This window comes from Rhizobium sp. 05N49, from assembly GCF_056396805.1.
Genome location: NZ_JBFTME010000004.1, coordinates 170,751 through 186,858, shown reverse-complemented (window position 1 = coordinate 186,858; position 16,108 = coordinate 170,751). Strand labels below are relative to the sequence as shown.

Annotated in this window: 13 protein-coding genes and 1 pseudogene; 7 read left to right on the top strand and 7 right to left on the bottom strand. The window is 60.4% G+C overall.

The genetic code is table 11. The features are described from left to right. The first annotated feature begins 116 nt into the window (after positions 1-116). Entirely contained in the window at positions 117-983 is an 867-nt protein-coding gene (locus AC1DF8_RS10480; protein WP_478153363.1) for a LysR substrate-binding domain-containing protein, read from the top strand. Between the two features lie 14 nt (positions 984-997). On the opposite strand, the gene AC1DF8_RS10475 is transcribed toward AC1DF8_RS10480, so the two are convergent. Then, positions 998-2,563 carry a diguanylate cyclase domain-containing protein gene (locus tag AC1DF8_RS10475; protein WP_478153711.1) on the bottom strand — a complete coding sequence of 522 codons (1,566 nt, stop codon included), beginning with the start codon at positions 2,561-2,563 and terminating at the stop codon, positions 998-1,000. A gap of 428 nt (positions 2,564-2,991) precedes the next feature. Between AC1DF8_RS10475 and AC1DF8_RS10470 the strand changes: the two genes are divergently transcribed. From AC1DF8_RS10470 to AC1DF8_RS10450, 5 genes and pseudogenes are all read left to right on the top strand, one after another. After that, positions 2,992-4,017 carry an ABC transporter substrate-binding protein gene (locus AC1DF8_RS10470; RefSeq protein ID WP_478153361.1) on the top strand — a complete coding sequence of 342 codons (1,026 nt, stop codon included), beginning with the start codon at positions 2,992-2,994 and terminating at the stop codon, positions 4,015-4,017. A gap of 41 nt (positions 4,018-4,058) precedes the next feature. Then, positions 4,059-4,937, top strand: coding sequence for an ABC transporter permease (locus AC1DF8_RS10465; RefSeq protein WP_113145192.1), 879 nt, complete (start codon positions 4,059-4,061; stop codon positions 4,935-4,937). After that, positions 4,913-5,653 carry an ABC transporter ATP-binding protein gene (locus tag AC1DF8_RS10460; RefSeq protein ID WP_113202179.1) on the top strand — a complete coding sequence of 247 codons (741 nt, stop codon included), beginning with the start codon at positions 4,913-4,915 and terminating at the stop codon, positions 5,651-5,653. Before AC1DF8_RS10465 ends, AC1DF8_RS10460 begins: the two co-directional genes overlap by 25 nt. Positions 5,654-5,673: 20 nt before the next feature. After that, complete coding sequence (locus AC1DF8_RS10455; RefSeq protein WP_478153358.1) at positions 5,674-7,050, top strand: LLM class flavin-dependent oxidoreductase; 1,377 nt, start codon at positions 5,674-5,676, stop codon at positions 7,048-7,050. 91 nt (positions 7,051-7,141) lie between these two features. Continuing rightward, positions 7,142-8,206, top strand: a pseudogene (locus AC1DF8_RS10450) (LLM class flavin-dependent oxidoreductase); the annotation flags it as partial. Between the two features lie 138 nt (positions 8,207-8,344). On the opposite strand, the gene AC1DF8_RS10445 reads toward AC1DF8_RS10450, so the two are convergent. Together AC1DF8_RS10445 and AC1DF8_RS10440 are read right to left on the bottom strand one after the other, a co-directional pair. Continuing rightward, entirely contained in the window at positions 8,345-9,940 is a 1,596-nt protein-coding gene (locus tag AC1DF8_RS10445) for a DHA2 family efflux MFS transporter permease subunit (protein WP_478153356.1), read from the bottom strand. A 23-nt stretch (positions 9,941-9,963) separates the two neighbouring features. Continuing rightward, positions 9,964-11,169 (bottom strand): HlyD family secretion protein, encoded by a 1,206-nt coding sequence (locus tag AC1DF8_RS10440; RefSeq protein WP_113145188.1) that lies wholly within the window; start codon positions 11,167-11,169, stop codon positions 9,964-9,966. Positions 11,170-11,305: 136 nt separating this feature from the next. Here AC1DF8_RS10440 and AC1DF8_RS10435 point away from each other — a divergent pair, with 136 nt between their 5' ends. Then, positions 11,306-11,995: a TetR/AcrR family transcriptional regulator gene (locus tag AC1DF8_RS10435; protein WP_478153354.1), complete on the top strand. Its 690-nt coding sequence runs from the start codon at positions 11,306-11,308 to the stop codon at positions 11,993-11,995. 105 nt (positions 11,996-12,100) lie between these two features. Here the strand turns inward: AC1DF8_RS10435 and gfa are convergent, their stop codons facing one another. From gfa to hmgA, 4 genes are all read right to left on the bottom strand, one after another. Beyond that, positions 12,101-12,673, bottom strand: a complete 573-nt coding sequence (gene gfa, locus AC1DF8_RS10430) for an S-(hydroxymethyl)glutathione synthase (RefSeq protein WP_112972684.1) — start codon at positions 12,671-12,673, stop codon at positions 12,101-12,103. A 281-nt stretch (positions 12,674-12,954) separates the two neighbouring features. Then, a complete protein-coding gene (maiA, locus tag AC1DF8_RS10425; RefSeq protein ID WP_478153352.1) occupies positions 12,955-13,587 on the bottom strand; it encodes a maleylacetoacetate isomerase in 633 nt (210 codons plus the stop codon). 39 nt (positions 13,588-13,626) lie between these two features. Beyond that, positions 13,627-14,637 (bottom strand): fumarylacetoacetate hydrolase family protein, encoded by a 1,011-nt coding sequence (locus AC1DF8_RS10420; RefSeq protein WP_478153350.1) that lies wholly within the window; start codon positions 14,635-14,637, stop codon positions 13,627-13,629. 46 nt (positions 14,638-14,683) lie between these two features. After that, on the bottom strand, positions 14,684-16,045 hold the full coding sequence (gene hmgA / locus AC1DF8_RS10415; protein ID WP_478153348.1) for a homogentisate 1,2-dioxygenase: 1,362 nt from the start codon (positions 16,043-16,045) through the stop codon (positions 14,684-14,686). Positions 16,046-16,108: the final 63 nt, after the last annotated feature.

Below are 16,108 nucleotides of genomic sequence, written 5' to 3'. Positions count from 1 at the left end.
TCGGGTGTTGCCCCCGATGACACGCAATAATCGCCGAGCACTCTTAGCTGGGCCACGCCATCGGGCAACTGAGCTGTTCCTTGCTCTCGGGACAAGTTTTGCTTAGTCATCCTGCCATGAGAAACTTTCCTCTCGCATCACTGCGGGCATTCGAAGCAGCCGCGCGCCACGAAAGCTTCGTCAGGGCAGCTGCCGAATTGAACCTGAAACCCGCCGGCATAAGCCAGCATGTGAAGGCAATGGAGACTTGGCTCCGCATTCCCCTGTTTCTGCGTCATAGCCGTGGCGTGACGTTGACGGCCGCCGGCAGGGAATTCGGCTCGGCCGTCACGCATGCCTTAACGCATATCGAAGTCGCCGCCGGGCAGTTGAGGCTGGAAGCCAACAGCCGCCCGGTCAGCGTTGCATGCATTCCCTCCATGGCGGTGCGATGGCTCATTCCGCAACTGCCGAGGCTGAGAACTGCCTTCCCCGAAATCCGGATCAACATCGTCTACGCGCTGGATGCCAGGACGCCTGAAGCTGCAGGTGCCGATCTCCTCATCTGCCACGGCGTGCGGCCAGGTCCCGGCGCCATCAAGCTCCTCGATGCTGAGACCAGGCCAACCTGTTCGGCGAAATTCCTTGCCCGGCATGGCCCGTTTCAAAAGCCAGCCGACCTGCTTGCCTGCGAAATCCTGCATGACGAGACGACCGATGCCTGGGCGCGCTGGCTGTCAGGCGCCGGCATCCATTCCTCGCCGAAAGCCGGACCTATTTTTGCCGACTTCAATCTCATGATCGGCTCGTTGATCAGCGGCCAGGGCGTCGGCCTTTGCCCGACCGCCCTGATCGCAGAAGAGATCGCGGCAGGTTCGCTCGTTTCCCTCTTCGACCGGGCTACCGATATGGACAAGGCTTACTGGCTCATCGAGGCAAAGGGCCTCTCGCGCGAGGCAAAAACACTTCGTGATTGGCTGCTTGCTGCAATACAGGAGAACTGACGGGCCGATCAGGCCTATGCCCGCTTCGGAACAGGCAGATCGAGAGGTGTCATGCGCCAGGTGTTGCGGCCATCGGCCTTCGCACGATAGAGCGCCCGGTCCGCCTCCTGCATGAGCGCTTCTCCATCCACTCCGTCAACCGCGGCAATGCCGATGCTGACACCGAGACGGATAGCAAGACCATTGATGGCAAAAGGCTGTTCGAAGGCGTCGATACAGCGCTCGGCGAGATCAATCGCCTCACCTCTTTGCCCCCTCATCAGGATGGCGAATTCATCACCGCCGAGGCGGGCGACCAGATGGCCCTGCGCATGCATCTGCAGCCGGTTGGCGACATTTTTTAGCACTTCATCGCCGGCAGCATGGCCAAACGTATCATTGACGGGCTTGAACCCATCCAGATCCAGGCAGCAGATGATGACCCTCTCCCTGTCCTCCGATGTAAGGGCTTTTTGGAGCGCTTTGTAGAACTGCATCCTGTTCGGCAGGCCTGTGAGAATATCGTGATGTGCCAAACGGTTGGCCTCAGCCTCGGCAAGAATTCTGTCGCTGACGTCGGCCACGGTGAGCAGCAGCCGGCGCTCGGCCCCTTCGTGGAGCTGGCGAACATAGATCAGCACATGGCGCTCCGATCCGTCCAGCGTCGCCTGCCGCCAGATCGTCCGTGCATCACGGTCACCATCGAGATGAAGGAGGATCTTCTCAAATGCCTGGAGTTCGCCGTCGACATGCATGTCACAGGCCCGCTTCGACAATAGCGTTGCTGGTTGGAAGCCATAGAAATCGACGGCCGCCTGGTTGGCCTGGAGGATGGCGAGGCTCTCGCCATCGCACAAAAGCATGGGCATAGGATTGGCATCGAACAATTGGCGAAGCCATTCTTCTCGCTGCTTGAGGCCGGTAATGTCGATGCGCATACCAATGGCGCCACCGTCGGGCGTGCGCCGGTCGTCGTGGCGCAGCCAGCGGCCGTCCTGCAACCGCTGTTCCTCCTGCGAACCCGGCTGACGGAATTTCTGCATGCGGGCGCTGAACCAGGCCTCCTTGTCGTCGACGAGCTCGCGCATCCTGTCCCCTGCGAGACTGGTCCTCAATATATCCTCGAACGCAGCACCAGGCCTGAGGTGCTCGGCTATGTCAGCATAAAGCTCGGCATATTTCTGGTTCCAGAGAACATAGCGATCGTTGGCGTCGAACACACAGACCGCCTCCGGCAGCATCTCTATGACATAGCGCAGGCGCAGATTTGCCTCGCGCGCCGCATAACCTGCGGGACGCTCGTCATCGACAGGCTCGAGGAAAACGGCTGTGACCGTCTCTGCACCCGTGGACCAGTTTATGACCTGTACCCGACATGATCGACGATGACCGGCACGATCGTCAACGAAGGCGGTAGAGACGCCTGAGAGCAAGGGCCACTCGGGCATGAGCTCGGCAATATCGACTCCGGCAGGCTGACTTTCGAGATGGAGGAGATGTCCTGCTTCGTCATTGACAAAGACCACGCGGCCAGCGGTGTCGAACACGAGCACCGCCATTGGACACGCCTTCAGGAATGCAAGGATCTCGGCACCAAGCATCATCAGCCCAACTGTTAAGTCGCTTCAGCAGATATTTCGGCTGTGACTTTAACAGCGGAACGTAAAGGAATGTAACCAAGTCTCACGGTGCGAGAATTTCAAAGCCGTCCCGAAGCAAGACAAGGTTTCTGGAAAGCTAAGAGGCGATCCGGTTGCAATGATCCCCGAGGAGGCGGCCTCGGCATTGCATGGGTTTCACTGTTCTGACCTCGATCTCATCACAACGGCGGGCCGCGTCTTCTCGCCCACGCAGAAATCGTCATGTCTTCAGCAAATAATGCGTGCGTCCGCGTCACCGGCACAATTGGTACGATTTTTCACGAACAGGCGAACGAAAGAAATAAATAGTCTATAGATTTAATAGAGAATTCGACACTCTTCCCGTTATCGCCTCCTGACATTGCAACCTTAAACGGGAAACATCAACGATGACATTGGCAAAAACTCTGGGAGCGGTTGCGCTCGGCCTCCTCTCCCTCGGCATGTTCAGCAACGTTGCAGCGGCAGAGGCAAGCGCACCGCTGCTCGACAAAGTGCCGCCCGGGACGGTTCTGACGATCGGCGATCCCGTGACACAGAAGGCTCTCGAGGTTTCCGGCCTCGTCAAGGAACTCACCTTCGAGGTCAAATGGGCAAATCTCAGCGGTGGGCCACAGACATCCGAAGCCTTCCGCGCGCATGCACTTGATGTCGGCTCAGTAGCCGAAATCCCGTCGATCTTTGCAACCTGGAACAACCTACCGGTCCGCAACATCGCCTATCGCGAACGGAAGGACCCGACTGCCAATCCAATCTACCGTTTCGGCATCGCGCCTGACGTCGATGTCAAGTCGCTCGCAGATTTCCGCGGGAAGCGCATCGCCTTCAGTCCTGGCCAGGCCCAGGGTACACTTGTGCTTCGTGCGCTTCATTCCGCGGGCCTGACGAAGAAAGACGCCACACTGGTCGAGCTGCCGAGCACCGGCGACGTCTATCCGAAGGCGCTCGCCAGCAAGCAGGTCGATATTGCGCCGCTCGGCGGCGTCAATATCCGCCGCTACGTCAGCCAGTATGGCTCCGATGGCGCGAGCCTGATCGAGCACGGACTTCGTGACGACCCCTCCCACCTCTATGCACCGCAATGGGTGCTGGACGATCCCGCAAAGGCGGCCGCCCTGGCCGAATACGTCCGCCTCTGGGCACGGGCAACCGAATGGGTCGATCAGAACCCCGAGATCTGGATCAAGGAATATTATATTGGCCAGCAGGGTCTCAGCCGCGAGGATGCCGAATTTCTCGTCAAGCTCTCAGGCACCCAGGTCATTCCGGATAGCTGGGCAGACGTGAAGAAGCGCCATCAGGAAACCATCAACCTCCTGGCTGACGAGCTTGGCTACAAGCCCTTCGACGTCGAACAGATCTTCGACAACCGCTTCGAAAAAATCGCTGCTGGCGCCCTGACAAGAAGCCAGTGATCACGCGCGCCGTTCCATAGCGAAGAGAGGAGATCGCAAGCATGGCAACCACCTGGGATGCAGATAACGTCAAGACCTCACGGCGAGCGCCGCGCGAGAGCGCCGGCATAACAACCACAGCAAAACACGCAGCCTCCCGCGCTCGCCGTAGGCTCGGTCCCGGACGCGAGATACCGTTCGGACTTCAGATCGGCCCGGCATTGCTGGTGCTTGCCTGGATCGCCGGATCGACATTCGGATGGATCGATCCGCGCATTCTCTCTGCCCCCTGGACGGTCATCGAGGCCTTTGGTCGGCTGATCGCCGAGGGTCGCCTGCAGGACAATTTCGTGACGTCTGCGACCCGCGCACTGCTGGGCCTCAGCATCGGCCTCGTCATCGGCACGGCTCTCGCGGTTATCGCCGGCCTATCACGCATCGGCGAGGCGCTGATTGACGGGCCAATCCAGATCAAACGCGCGATCCCGACGCTGGCGCTGATCCCGCTTTTCATTCTGTGGTTCGGGATTGGCGAAAGCATGAAGGTCACGACCATCGTGCTTGCCGTCATCATCCCCATCTACATCCACACCCACAACGCACTGCGCAGCATCGACAGCCGCTACGTCGAGCTCGCCGAGACGCTGCGCATGAGCCAGAAGGACTTCATCTTCCAGGTGGTACTGCCCGGCGCCCTGCCCGGCTTCCTCCTCGGCCTGCGCTTTGCCGTCACGCTCTGCTGGGTGTCGCTTGTGGTGGTCGAGCAGATCAATTCCACTAGCGGCCTCGGCTACATGATCGATCTTGCCCGCACCTATGGCCAGACCGACGTCATTCTCGTCGGCCTCGTGGTCTATGTGCTGCTCGGCCTCGTCTCGGACGGTCTCGTCCGCCTGCTCGAACGGAGGGTCCTGTCATGGCGCCGCACTCTGGCCAACTGAAACCCGCGGTCCGCGTCGAAAATCTCGTGCGACGTTTTGCGGCGAAGACGATCCTCGACAGTGTGGATCTCGATATCGGTGAGGGCGAATTCGTGGCCCTGCTCGGGAAAAGCGGATCAGGCAAGAGCACTTTTCTCAGAGCCCTTGCCGGCCTCGATCATGAGGTCGAGGGAACGGGGACGCTTGAGACCCCGGAAAGGCTTTCGGTGGTCTTTCAGGATGCCCGCCTGCTGCCCTGGCGCACGGTCATTCAGAACGTCACGCTCGGCCTGCCGGGTGAAACCGGACAGGAAGCCGGACGCAAGGCCCTCGCCGAAGTTGGTCTCGAAGGACGCGAAACTGCCTGGCCGAACCAACTGTCCGGCGGCGAACAGCAGAGAGTGGCACTTGCCCGCTCGCTGGTGCGCGAGCCGGCCCTGCTGCTGGCTGACGAACCCTTCGGCGCGCTCGATGCGCTGACCCGGCTGAAAATGCATGATCTCTTGCGGGAGCTTTGCGCAAAACACCGCCCCGCCGTCCTGCTCGTCACCCATGATGTCGATGAAGCGATCTCACTCGCCGACCGGATCCTGGTGCTCGACGAGGGCCGCTTGGTGGAGGATCTGCGCATCGACCTGGCCGTGCCTCGCGACCACGGCGACCCGCGCTTCGCACAGATCCGAACCCGGCTTCTGAGCCGGCTCGGGGTTGATGCCCCCGGCCGCCGCGCCGCCTGAAACCAACGGAGATCGTCATCATGGCAAGTCAGAAAAGACAGATAAGGCTTGGCGCGTTCATCATGGCAACGGGCCATCATATCGCCGCCTGGCGCCACCCGGACGCGCAGGCCGATGCCGGCTTGAATATCGATCACTATCGCGACCTGGTTCAGACGGCGGAACGCGGCAAGTTCGATCTCGTTTTCGTTGCCGACAGCCCCGCCGGCTGGGAACGCGCAAAGGATCCGGAAGCCCTGCGCCGCACAGCGCAGGGCGCCCATTTCGAGCCGGTCACGCTATGGGCGGCGCTTTCGCAGGCCACAAGCCATATCGGCTTCGTCGCGACCGCCTCCACCACCTACGAAGACCCCTATCTGCTCGCCCGCAAATTCGCCTCGCTGGATTATATCTCCAAGGGACGTGCGGCCTGGAATGTCGTCACCACGGGCGCTGACGTCTCCAAGAATTTCTCTATCCCCGGCCATCCGGCTCATGCCGACAGATATGCAAGGGCCGAAGAATTCGTCGATCTGGTAAAGGGCTTATGGGATTCCTATGAGGACGATGCCTTCATCCGCGACAAGGAAAGCGGCGTCTACCTCGATCCTGACAAGGTGCATCAGCTGAACCACAAGGGTCAGTTCTTCAGTGTCAGCGGACCGTTGAATGTCGGCCGCCCGGTTCAGGGCTATCCAGTCATCGTCCAGGCCGGTGCATCGGAGCCCGGGCGCGAACTCGCCGCCCGCACCGCCGAGATGATCTTTACCGCCAACCAGACGCTGGAAGACGCTCAGGAATTCTACTCGGACGTCAAAGGACGTCTTGCCCGCTACGGGCGCAGCCCGGACGAGCTGCTGATCAGCCCTGGCATTTTCCCGGTCCTCGGCGGTACGGAGGCTGAGGCCAAGGCGAATTACGACTATATCCAGTCGCTCGTCCACCCCTCGGTCGCCTGGAATATCCTGTCACGCCACTATAAGGGCGTCGATCTCTCCGGTTATTCGCTGGACGATCCGGCCCCGCCGCTTCCAGACAGCACCGAACTCAACAAGAGCCGCCTCAAGCTGGTCACCGATCTGGTTTCCCGCAACAACATGACCCTACGCGAGTTCTATCTGGCGGTCGCCACTGCACGCGGCCACCGCACGGTGGTCGGCACGCCGGAACAGGTGGCGGACGCGATGCAGGAATGGTTCGACAACGGCGCGGCCGACGCCTTCAACATCATGCCGCCGATCCTGCCGACCGGACTGACTGACTTTGTCGATCAGGTCGTGCCGATCCTGCGCAAGCGGGGCCTGTTCCGTGAAGAATATGAGGGCGCGACACTGCGCGAGAATCTCGGTCTTCACTGCCCGCCGAACGGCTTGGCTCTGAGGGTGAAAGAAAGCGAAGAAAGCAGGGCAGCGGGGTAATCCATCGCCAAGGAGATACGGAGTGGCTCGCGGAAAACGCCAGCCGCCCCGTTCCAGATAATTCGATAATAGAGAACCGCAGGTATATTGCATGACCAGCAATCCGGAATTCCTTTGGTATATCCCCAATGCCATCAAACCCGGCCACCGCGGCGATTCCGCCGTTGAAAGCCACAACAGCCTGGAAACGCTGACGAGCCATGCCAGGGCTCTCGAAGAGCACGGCTGGAAGGGTGCACTCATCGGCACAGGCTGGGGCCGTCCGGACACCTTCACCGTTGCAACCGCACTTGCGGCGCGGACGACGACCTTCGAGCCGCTGATTGCGATCCGTCCCGGCTACTGGAGGCCTGCGAATTTCGCTTCGGCAGCAGCCTCGCTCGATCACCTCACCGGTGGGCGCGTGCGCGTCAACATTGTTTCCGGCAAGGACAATCTGGCGGCCTATGGCGACAGCGAAGGCGATCAGGCGCATCGCTATGCGCGCACAAAGGAATTCATGCGGCTGGTGCGAAAACTATGGACGGAGGAAAACGTCACCTATGCAGGCGAGCACTTCGGGGTCACCGAATCCACCGTGGTGCCGCGCATCGAGGCCCGCGGTGAGCGTCGCCATCCGAAGCTTTATTTCGGCGGCGCATCGGAGGCGGCCGAGCGCGTATCGGCCACCGAAGCCGACGTCCAGCTCTTCTGGGGCGAACCGCTCGATGGCGTGCGCGAACGGATCGACCGTTTGAAGCGGCTGAGCCGCGATCTCGACCGCGACCTGCCGCCGCTCCAATTCGGGCTGAGGATTACAACCTTGGTCCGCGACACCACCGAAGAGGCCTGGGCCGATGCCGAAGCGAAGGTCGCGGAGATGGCTGACAATAGCGGGGTCGGCTGGCACGATCACCAACGGGCTGTCGCCGTAGGGCAGCAGCGGCTGCTCGATCTTCATCAGCGCGGTGAAGTGCTCGACGACAATCTATACACCGCGCCCGGAAAATTCGGCGGCGGCGGCGCAGGCACGACCTGGCTCGTGGGGTCCGCCGAGGATGTCGCACGCTCGCTGCGGAAGTACCAGGCGCTCGGCATCACTCATTTCGTGCTGTCAGACACGCCTTATCTCTCGGAGATCAAGCGGCAGGGGAACCAATTGCTGCCGTTGCTGAAAGGCTCCGTGCCATCTGCTGATGCCCTGCCGGAAAGGCGCAAAACTGATGCCGAGGTACTTAGCTGAGTGCACCCGGTCGTCTCCGACCGGGTGCAAACTGCAGCAGATGATTGGGCTGGCAGGATTGAGATCGTCATCTCAATGGGCGCCGGCGCCTCCGCCGGCCTGCGGTTTTTTCGTGAAGAGCAGAGCAACTGCTGCCAGCGCGAGCACCACACCGATGACGGCGAACGTATCGCTGAAACCCATGATCAGTGCCTGGCGTTTGACGATCTGGCCAAGGGCGACGATCGCCTTCTGCGATGCGACGGCCGGATCGGTGACACCGTGCTGGGTGAAGTAGCCTGAGAGCTGGGTCAGGCGGTCGCGCACCTCGTCACGGGTCAAAGTGATCGACTGGCCGATGATATTCGAGTGGAACTGCTCGCGCTTCGTCAGAATGGTGCCGAGCGAAGCCGTGCCGACCGCACCGCCGAGATTGCGCAGCATGTTGGTGAGACCAGAGGCGGCGGCAGCGTCTGCCGGTGCGATGCCGGCCGTGGTGATGGCGGTGATCGGCGTCAGAACGAGCGCCTGGCCTATGGCACGCACTATATTCGGGATCCAGAACTGGTCGCCGGCATTGTTGGCCGAAAGTGTGATGTTCATGAAGCAGCTGATCGCGAAGATCGAGATGCCGAGGAAGCCTATGTAGCGCGCGTCGAACCGCTTCATCAACACAGGCACCAGCGGGATGAGCAGGAGCTGCGGCAGACCGGTCCAGGCGAGTACGTTGCCAATCTGCTCGGCATTATACCGCTGAACCTGGCCAAGATATTGCGGCAGGATGTAGACGGTGCCGAAGAGTGCAACGCCAACCAGCACATTGACCAGCACGCCGATACCGAAATTGCGCTGGGTAAGCAGGCGCAGCTTTACCAGCGGCTTCTTGACCGTGAGCTCGATCCAGATGAAGGCGGCCAGAAAGACGAAGGCCACGATACCGAGTTTGACGATGAAGGGCGAGGAGAACCAGTCGTCCTTGTTGCCCTCTTCCAGCACGGTCTGCAGAGCCGAAAGGCCTATTGCCATGGTGACGATGCCGGCCCAGTCGCCCTCCTTCAGGAGGTGAAGCTGCATCGGCTGCTTTTCAAGCGTCAGAGCGAGAGCCGCCGCCATGAGGAGGCTCGGGATGGTGTTGATGAAGAAGATCGTCTGCCAGCCGTAATTCTCCGTCAGGTAGCCCCCGATCGTCGGGCCGATGGCCGGGGCGAAGGTGACCGACAAGGCAAAGACGGCAAGGCCAAGCGGCTGCTGGTTCTTCGGCAGCTTGGTCAGCACCATGGTGAAGGCCATGGGGATAAGCACGCCGCCGGCAAAGCCCTGCAGGCCGCGCAGCAGGATCATCGTGCCGAGATCATGGGCGAAGGCACAGGCCATCGAAAAGAGCGGAAAGAGGATGGAATTGACGAGGATATAGCGGCGGAACGAGAAAACGTTGCTGAAATAAGCCGTCAGCGGGATGACGACGATCTCGCCGATCAGATAGGAGGTGGAGATCCAGGCGCCGTTATCGACACCTGTGCCGATGCCGCCCTCGATATCGAGAAGCGAGGCATTGGTGATCTGGATATTGAGAATCGCCATGAAGGCGCCGATCATGCCGGCGAGAACGGCGATCCAATCCCTTGTGCTGGCCTTGGTGCTGGCACCCGGCTGCGGGATGGCACCTGATGTTGTTGCGATACTGGACATGACACGATCTCCTGCCCCTTCGCTTAGTTGCCGCTAGCATCGACCTTGGTGTCGATGCTCGGCTGGACGGACATGCCGGGGCGCAGATCGCCCTTTTCGGCAGCATCGCCATCAAGCACGATCTTCACCGGGATACGCTGAACGACCTTGGTGAAGTTGCCGGTGGCGTTGTCGGGCGGCAGCAGCGCAAATTCCTGGCCGCTTGCCGGCGACAGGCTGTCGACATGGCCGTGATAGGTGCGGCCCGGGAACATGTCGACCTCGATAGCGACGGGCTGGCCGGCATGGACATCGGTCAGCTGTGTCTCCTTGTAATTGGCGACGATGTAAGCAGCCGTCGTCGGCACCACAGCCATCAGCTGCGTGCCGGCCTGAACATATTGACCGACGCGCAGCGTACGGTTGCCAACCGTGCCGTCGATCGGAGCGACGATCGTCGCATAGGAGAGGTTGAGCTCGGCCTGCTGTGCGACAGCCTGATCATGGGCAAGCGTTGCCTTGGCCTGGGCAAGTTCGGCATTCAGAAGCTCGACCTGCTTGGTCGCGGCGTCGAGAGCCGCCGTATCCCGAACGATCGTTGCCTGGGCAGCCGCAATCGCGGACGCTGCCTGCTGGGCCGTCTGGACCGGGGCATAACCGTTGGTGGCAAGGTTGGTGTAGCGCTTGTTGTTCTGCTCGGCGAAGGTCTCGTTGGCCTTGTCGACATCCAGCGTGGCACGAGCGGCGGCAATGGTCGACTGCTGGATGTCGAGCGAAGCCTGTTTGGCATTGACGGTGGCTTCGGCAGCAGCGACATCGGCTTTCGCCTGGTCAAGCGCAGTACGAAAATCGCGGTCATCGATGCGGGCAAGCGGCTGGCCGGCCTTCACTGTTTCATTGTCGCTGACGAGGACCTTTGAAAGATAACCTGAGACCTTAGGAGCGACCGTCGTGCTGTCTGCCTTGACATAGGCATCATCGGTGGAGACTTCGAAGCGCCCGACCGTCCAATAATCGTGACCATAATAGGCAGCCGCAGCGATGATGGCGATGGCGGCCACACCGAGCAGCAGGGAACGGCCAACACGTTTACGACCCGGTGCTTCCGCAGCCGGAGTGACGGGCTCAGCGACACGCGGCGTCTTGCCGGCATCAAGGCTCGCGGGCATGGCTTCCGCTGTCGTTTCGGTGACCGGCCCATCGGCCGTGGCGGCGTTGTTATTCAGGGCATACAGCTTCTTGGCGGACATCGTCACTCTCCTTGTGGAAGGTCGCCGTCGTCTCGGCTGCGGCCTTGAAATTCGGCTCAAGTCCAATTTAGGAAACTTGATATTTTCCAAAATATGGGTTAAAAAGGAGAAGTCAACAAGAATTTGGAAAATCACGATGGTCCAAAATCACGATATCGAGAAGAAGCCACGGGGCAGGCCGCAGGTGCGTTGTGACGAGGATACGCGCGGCGTGCTCATCGAAGCCGCCAACAAGCAGTTTCACGAGAATGGCTATGCCGCAGTCAGCATCGCCGCAATCGCCCAGGAAGCCGGCGTTTCGACGAAGACGCTCTATCGCCTGTTCCCCACCAAGGCAGATCTGTTTTCGGAAATGGTCTCGAATCGCACGGAACGCTTTCTCATGGCGCTCGATCCCGGCACGTTAGCAACGGCCGAACTCCGCCAGGGGCTGGAACGCATGCTGATGGCCTATGGCATGCTGACGCTTTCGCAGGACACGATCACGATTACACGCCTCGTCATCGGCGAATCCGACCGCTTTCCCGAGCTCGCCAGCTCTTTCTACGACAAGGCGATCATGCGCACCAACGCGTCGATGGAAAACTGGCTGCGCCGTCAGGTGGAACACGGGCTGATCAAACTCGAGGACCCGCACGCCGCTTGCGGCATGCTGCGCGGCATGATGATCATGGAGCCCCAACGCGCTACCATGCTGCGCCAGCTGCCGCCGCCGAATATCGAGGAGATCGCTTCGAGGGCGAGAATGTGCGCAGACATTTTCCTCAGGGGATGCGCGGCTTATGATAGCGGGGAGCATATCCACGCGAAGAACGCCGACGGGTGAAATACCGAGCACTCGCCGAATTGCCCGGTGCAATATCATGAAATCTATCTCGCGCCGGAACACCGCCGCGAGGATCGCGACGGCATCCGGCGGAACTGCGCCACATCAGGCCGCGAGAACCCCCGCTTTTTTCGCTGTCCAGGTAGCGATCAGGTCCATCAGGCCGGGCGAAAGGCAATCGTAAGGCTCAAGCCCAACCCCCTTGAGGCGCGAACGTACGTCGCCCATTTTGCCGGGATCGTATCCGCTTTCGATAATCGACGATACGAAGGCGGCAAAGCCGGGTGCCGCCCAGCCTTTCTCCTGGAACCGTTCTGGATGAACGAAGGAAAGGCCCTGAAAAGCATGGTCGCGCTCGACAGGCCCGTACATGTGGACCCCGCAATCCTTGCAGGCATGGCGCTGGATGAGCGCAGACGGATCGACGACCGCCAGCTTGTTTCCGTTCTCCAGAACCTCGACGTTGGCAGTCGGCGCCACGGCAACCACTGAAAAGACCGCACCCTTCGGCTTCCAGCACTTCGTGCAGCCACAGGCATGGTTATGGGCAATATCGCCCTTGACGCGGACTTTCACCGGATTGCTCGCGCAATTGCATACGAGCGTGCCGCCGACAAATGACGCATCGGTCGCCCGGTATCCTGAATCCACGATTGGGTGGATCGCTACATTGTTCATGCGTTGTCTCCTTCCCTTCCAGGGCCGCGGCGGAATGCCGTGGCCAAGCCCTGTGTCACCGCGCAAACCCCTCGATGGCCAGCACGAGACCTCCTCCGCAAGCGAGTATATCACCACGCCGGCGATATCGTCCGCCCCTCTTCTGCGTGTGAGAGAGGATCGGTCGCGGTTATCCGAGCGGACGCTCGTAAGCTTAACCCACGGTCGGCTCGAGGAGCACAGCGAGATGGGATGCGGGCTCATCGCTCGTGCTCACGCACTCCCGCAAACCCGTCTTTGCGTCAGGGTTTCGCGCGGTCAGGATGGGCTGCCTGGAAGGCTGGCAATTTGGCGCATTTGCCATCGATCTCGACGATCCGCTTGAAGTCGGACATATCCACTCCCCAGCGGCGTGCATTGTAGACCTGTGGAACCAGACAGAGGTCCGCCATCGTCGGCGTATGTCCAAAGCTGAACCGGTCGCCAGCCGGATCGATCATCACCTCCAGCTTGCGAAGTCCGTCCGAGATGAAATGCTTCATCCATTCCTCGCGGGCGTCGCTCTTGTCCGTTACGGTCATCAGATGCGCCACGACATGCGTGTTGCATATCGGATGGATGTCCATGGCGACCGCGTATGCGAAGGCGCGCACTTTCTGGCGATCGGAACTATCTGCCGGCAGCAACCCGCATTCCGGCCGAAGCTCGGAAAGATATTCGATGATTGCCAGTGACTGAGTGAGAGTTGTCCCATCGATCGCCAATGTCGGGACGAGCCCCTGCGGGTTGAGCGCCAGATATTCCGGCTTCCTGTGCGCTCCCTCCAGCAGGTTGATCGGCACTGTTTCGTAATCGATCTCCAGGAGATTGAGCGCAATGCGGACGCGATAGCTCGCCGATGACCTCCAGTAGTCATAAAGAACGACGTTGTTCACTGCAGCTTGCTCCTCAAAGGACGATTCCGGCTGAAGGAATTATCGATATTTCTCGACGGTCTGCTCGATCGCCCCGAAGATCGAATGGCCGGCATGATCCTTCATCTCGATGCGGACCTGATCCCCGAACTTCATGAACGGGGTCTTCGGCGCCCCGGTTTCGATCGTCTCAATCGTCCGTATCTCGGCAATGCAGGAGTAGCCGTCCCCTCCGTCGCCGACCGCCCTGCCCGCTCCGCCATCCAGCTTGTTGGAGACCGTTCCCGAGCCGATGATCGTTCCGGCCACCAGATTGCGGGTTTTGGCGGCATGCGCGACGAGCTGGCCAAAATCAAACGCCATGTCGATGCCGGCATTCGCCTTGCCGAATGCCTTGCCGTTCAGGCTCACAAGCAGCGGCAGACACAACTTGCCGCCATCCCAGGCCTCCCCGAGCTCATCCGGTGTCACCGCGACCGGAGAAAATGCCGATGCCGGTTTGGACTGGAAGAAACCAAATCCCTTGGCGAGTTCGTCCGGTATGAGGCCGCGCAGCGACACATCGTTGACGAGCACTACCAGGCGGATGGCATTGCGCGCAACTTGCGGGCCGGACCCCATGGCGACGTCGCCGGTAATGACGGCAACCTCGCCCTCCATGTCGATCCCGTAGCTCTCGTCAGCCACCACGATCGGATCTCGCGGCGCAAGGAAGCCGTCCGAACCACCTTGATACATCAGCGGATCGGTCCAGAAGCTCGCCGGCATGTCGGCCCCACGCGCCTTGCGCACCAGTTCGACATGGTTGAGATAGGCCGAACCGTCGGCCCACTGGTAGGCCCGCGGCAAAGGCGATGCGGCATCGTGCTCGTGAAACCGGATCGTGGGCTGTGCTCCTGCCTCGATGCCCTCAGCAATTTGTTCGAGCCTCGGAGCCACCTGCTCCCAATTATCAAGAGCTGCCTGCAGGGTGCGGGCAATGTGACTGACTTCGGAGCAGCGGGTAAGGTCGCGGGAGACGACGACAAGCCGGCCATCTCTCGTGGAGTCTTTTAACGTCGCGAGCTTCATATCCCGTTCCCGTACCGGAGGGTGTCTGTCCTATTTACCTGATGCATCACTTGATACCGGGGGTTCCATCGAACTTGCGTTCCAGGCCGTCCCAGCACTCCAGGTAATTGTCCTGCAGTGTTTCAAGCTCGGCTGCATATTTCGTCAATTGCTGCGGGTACCGGGTCTCGAACATGAAAGCCATAGTGTGATCCAGCTTCACCGGCTTGAGCTCGGAGTTGGATGCCTTTTCAAAGGCAAGTGCGTCTGGCCCGTGGGCGAGCATCATGTTGTGCAGGCTCATGCCGCCGGGGACGAAACCCTCCTCCTTGGCGTCATACTGGCCATGGATCAGGCCCATGAACTCGCTCATGATGTTGCGGTGATACCAGGGCGGACGGAAAGTGTGCTCGGCTACCAGCCAGCGCGGTGGAAAGATCACGAAATCCACATTCGCCGTGCCTGCATCTTCAGTCGGGGCGGTCAGCACCGAAAAAATCGACGGATCAGGGTGATCGAAGCTGATCGCGCCAACAGGCGAAAACGTCCGCAGATCGTATTTGAAGGGGGCGTAGTTGCCGTGCCAGGCCACTACATCGAGGGGCGAGTGGCAGATATCAGTGACGTAGAATTTTCCGCACCACTTCACATGGACGCGGCAAGGTTTTTCCTTGTCCTCGAAAGCGGCGACGGGTGTCTTGAAATCGCGCGGGTTCGCCAGGCAATTGGCGCCGATGGGACCTCGGTCCGGCAGGGTGAATTTCGCGCCGTAATTCTCGCATATATATCCGCGCCAGACTGGCTGTTCGCCACCTTTCAGAACCTTGAACATCATGCCGCGCGGGATGAGGCATATTTCCAGGGGTTCGACATCCATGATGCCCATTTCGGTGAACACCCTGATGGCACCGAGCTGCGGCACGATCAGCAGCTCACCATCGGCGTTGAAGAAGTAGTCATCCACCATGTCCTCATTGAAGACATAGGCATGGGCCGCCATGCCCACCTGGGTCGTGACGTCGCCCGCCGTCGTCATTGTCCGAACGCCCTGAAGAAACGTCAGTTTTTCGGTCGGCGCGGGAATGGGGTTCCAGCGAAGCTGCCCGAGGGGAAGCGAATGTTCGTCCAGGCAAGGTGCGGTTTTCCAGAGCGGGTAGGAAACATTCGAAAAGCGGCCTGTGTGGCGTACACTCGGGCGAATGCGATAAAGCCAGGACCTTTCATTCGTCCCGCGCGGTGCGGTAAACGGCGAGCCGGAAAGCTGCTCGGCATAGAGACCGTAATTGCATTTCTGGGGGCTGTTCTGGCCTTGCGGCAAGGCGCCGGGAAGCGATTCCGTTTCGAAATCGTTGCCGAACCCCGGCATATATTTCAGCTTGTTCGCAATCACTGCTTCACCCTCGGAAGCCTGGATCGATGTCTGGTCCATTGCTCAACTCCTCCCCCGAAAACTCTTGCAGCGCCGCGCATCTCCTCAGACGCGCGGGACAGC

Excerpts from the sequence above, each read along its gene's own strand:
- AC1DF8_RS10480 (WP_478153363.1), top strand. The coding sequence starts at position 117 with ATGAGAAACTTTCCTCTCGCATCACTGCGGGCATTCGAAGCAGCCGCG.
- AC1DF8_RS10475 (WP_478153711.1), bottom strand. The coding sequence starts at position 2,563 with ATGCTTGGTGCCGAGATCCTTGCATTCCTGAAGGCGTGTCCAATGGCG.
- AC1DF8_RS10470 (WP_478153361.1), top strand. The coding sequence starts at position 2,992 with ATGACATTGGCAAAAACTCTGGGAGCGGTTGCGCTCGGCCTCCTCTCC.
- AC1DF8_RS10465 (WP_113145192.1), top strand. The coding sequence starts at position 4,059 with ATGGCAACCACCTGGGATGCAGATAACGTCAAGACCTCACGGCGAGCG.
- AC1DF8_RS10460 (WP_113202179.1), top strand. The coding sequence starts at position 4,913 with ATGGCGCCGCACTCTGGCCAACTGAAACCCGCGGTCCGCGTCGAAAAT.
- AC1DF8_RS10455 (WP_478153358.1), top strand. The coding sequence starts at position 5,674 with ATGGCAAGTCAGAAAAGACAGATAAGGCTTGGCGCGTTCATCATGGCA.
- AC1DF8_RS10445 (WP_478153356.1), bottom strand. The coding sequence starts at position 9,940 with ATGTCCAGTATCGCAACAACATCAGGTGCCATCCCGCAGCCGGGTGCC.
- AC1DF8_RS10440 (WP_113145188.1), bottom strand. The coding sequence starts at position 11,169 with ATGTCCGCCAAGAAGCTGTATGCCCTGAATAACAACGCCGCCACGGCC.
- AC1DF8_RS10435 (WP_478153354.1), top strand. The coding sequence starts at position 11,306 with ATGGTCCAAAATCACGATATCGAGAAGAAGCCACGGGGCAGGCCGCAG.
- gfa (WP_112972684.1), bottom strand. The coding sequence starts at position 12,673 with ATGAACAATGTAGCGATCCACCCAATCGTGGATTCAGGATACCGGGCG.
- AC1DF8_RS10420 (WP_478153350.1), bottom strand. The coding sequence starts at position 14,637 with ATGAAGCTCGCGACGTTAAAAGACTCCACGAGAGATGGCCGGCTTGTC.
- hmgA (WP_478153348.1), bottom strand. The coding sequence starts at position 16,045 with ATGGACCAGACATCGATCCAGGCTTCCGAGGGTGAAGCAGTGATTGCG.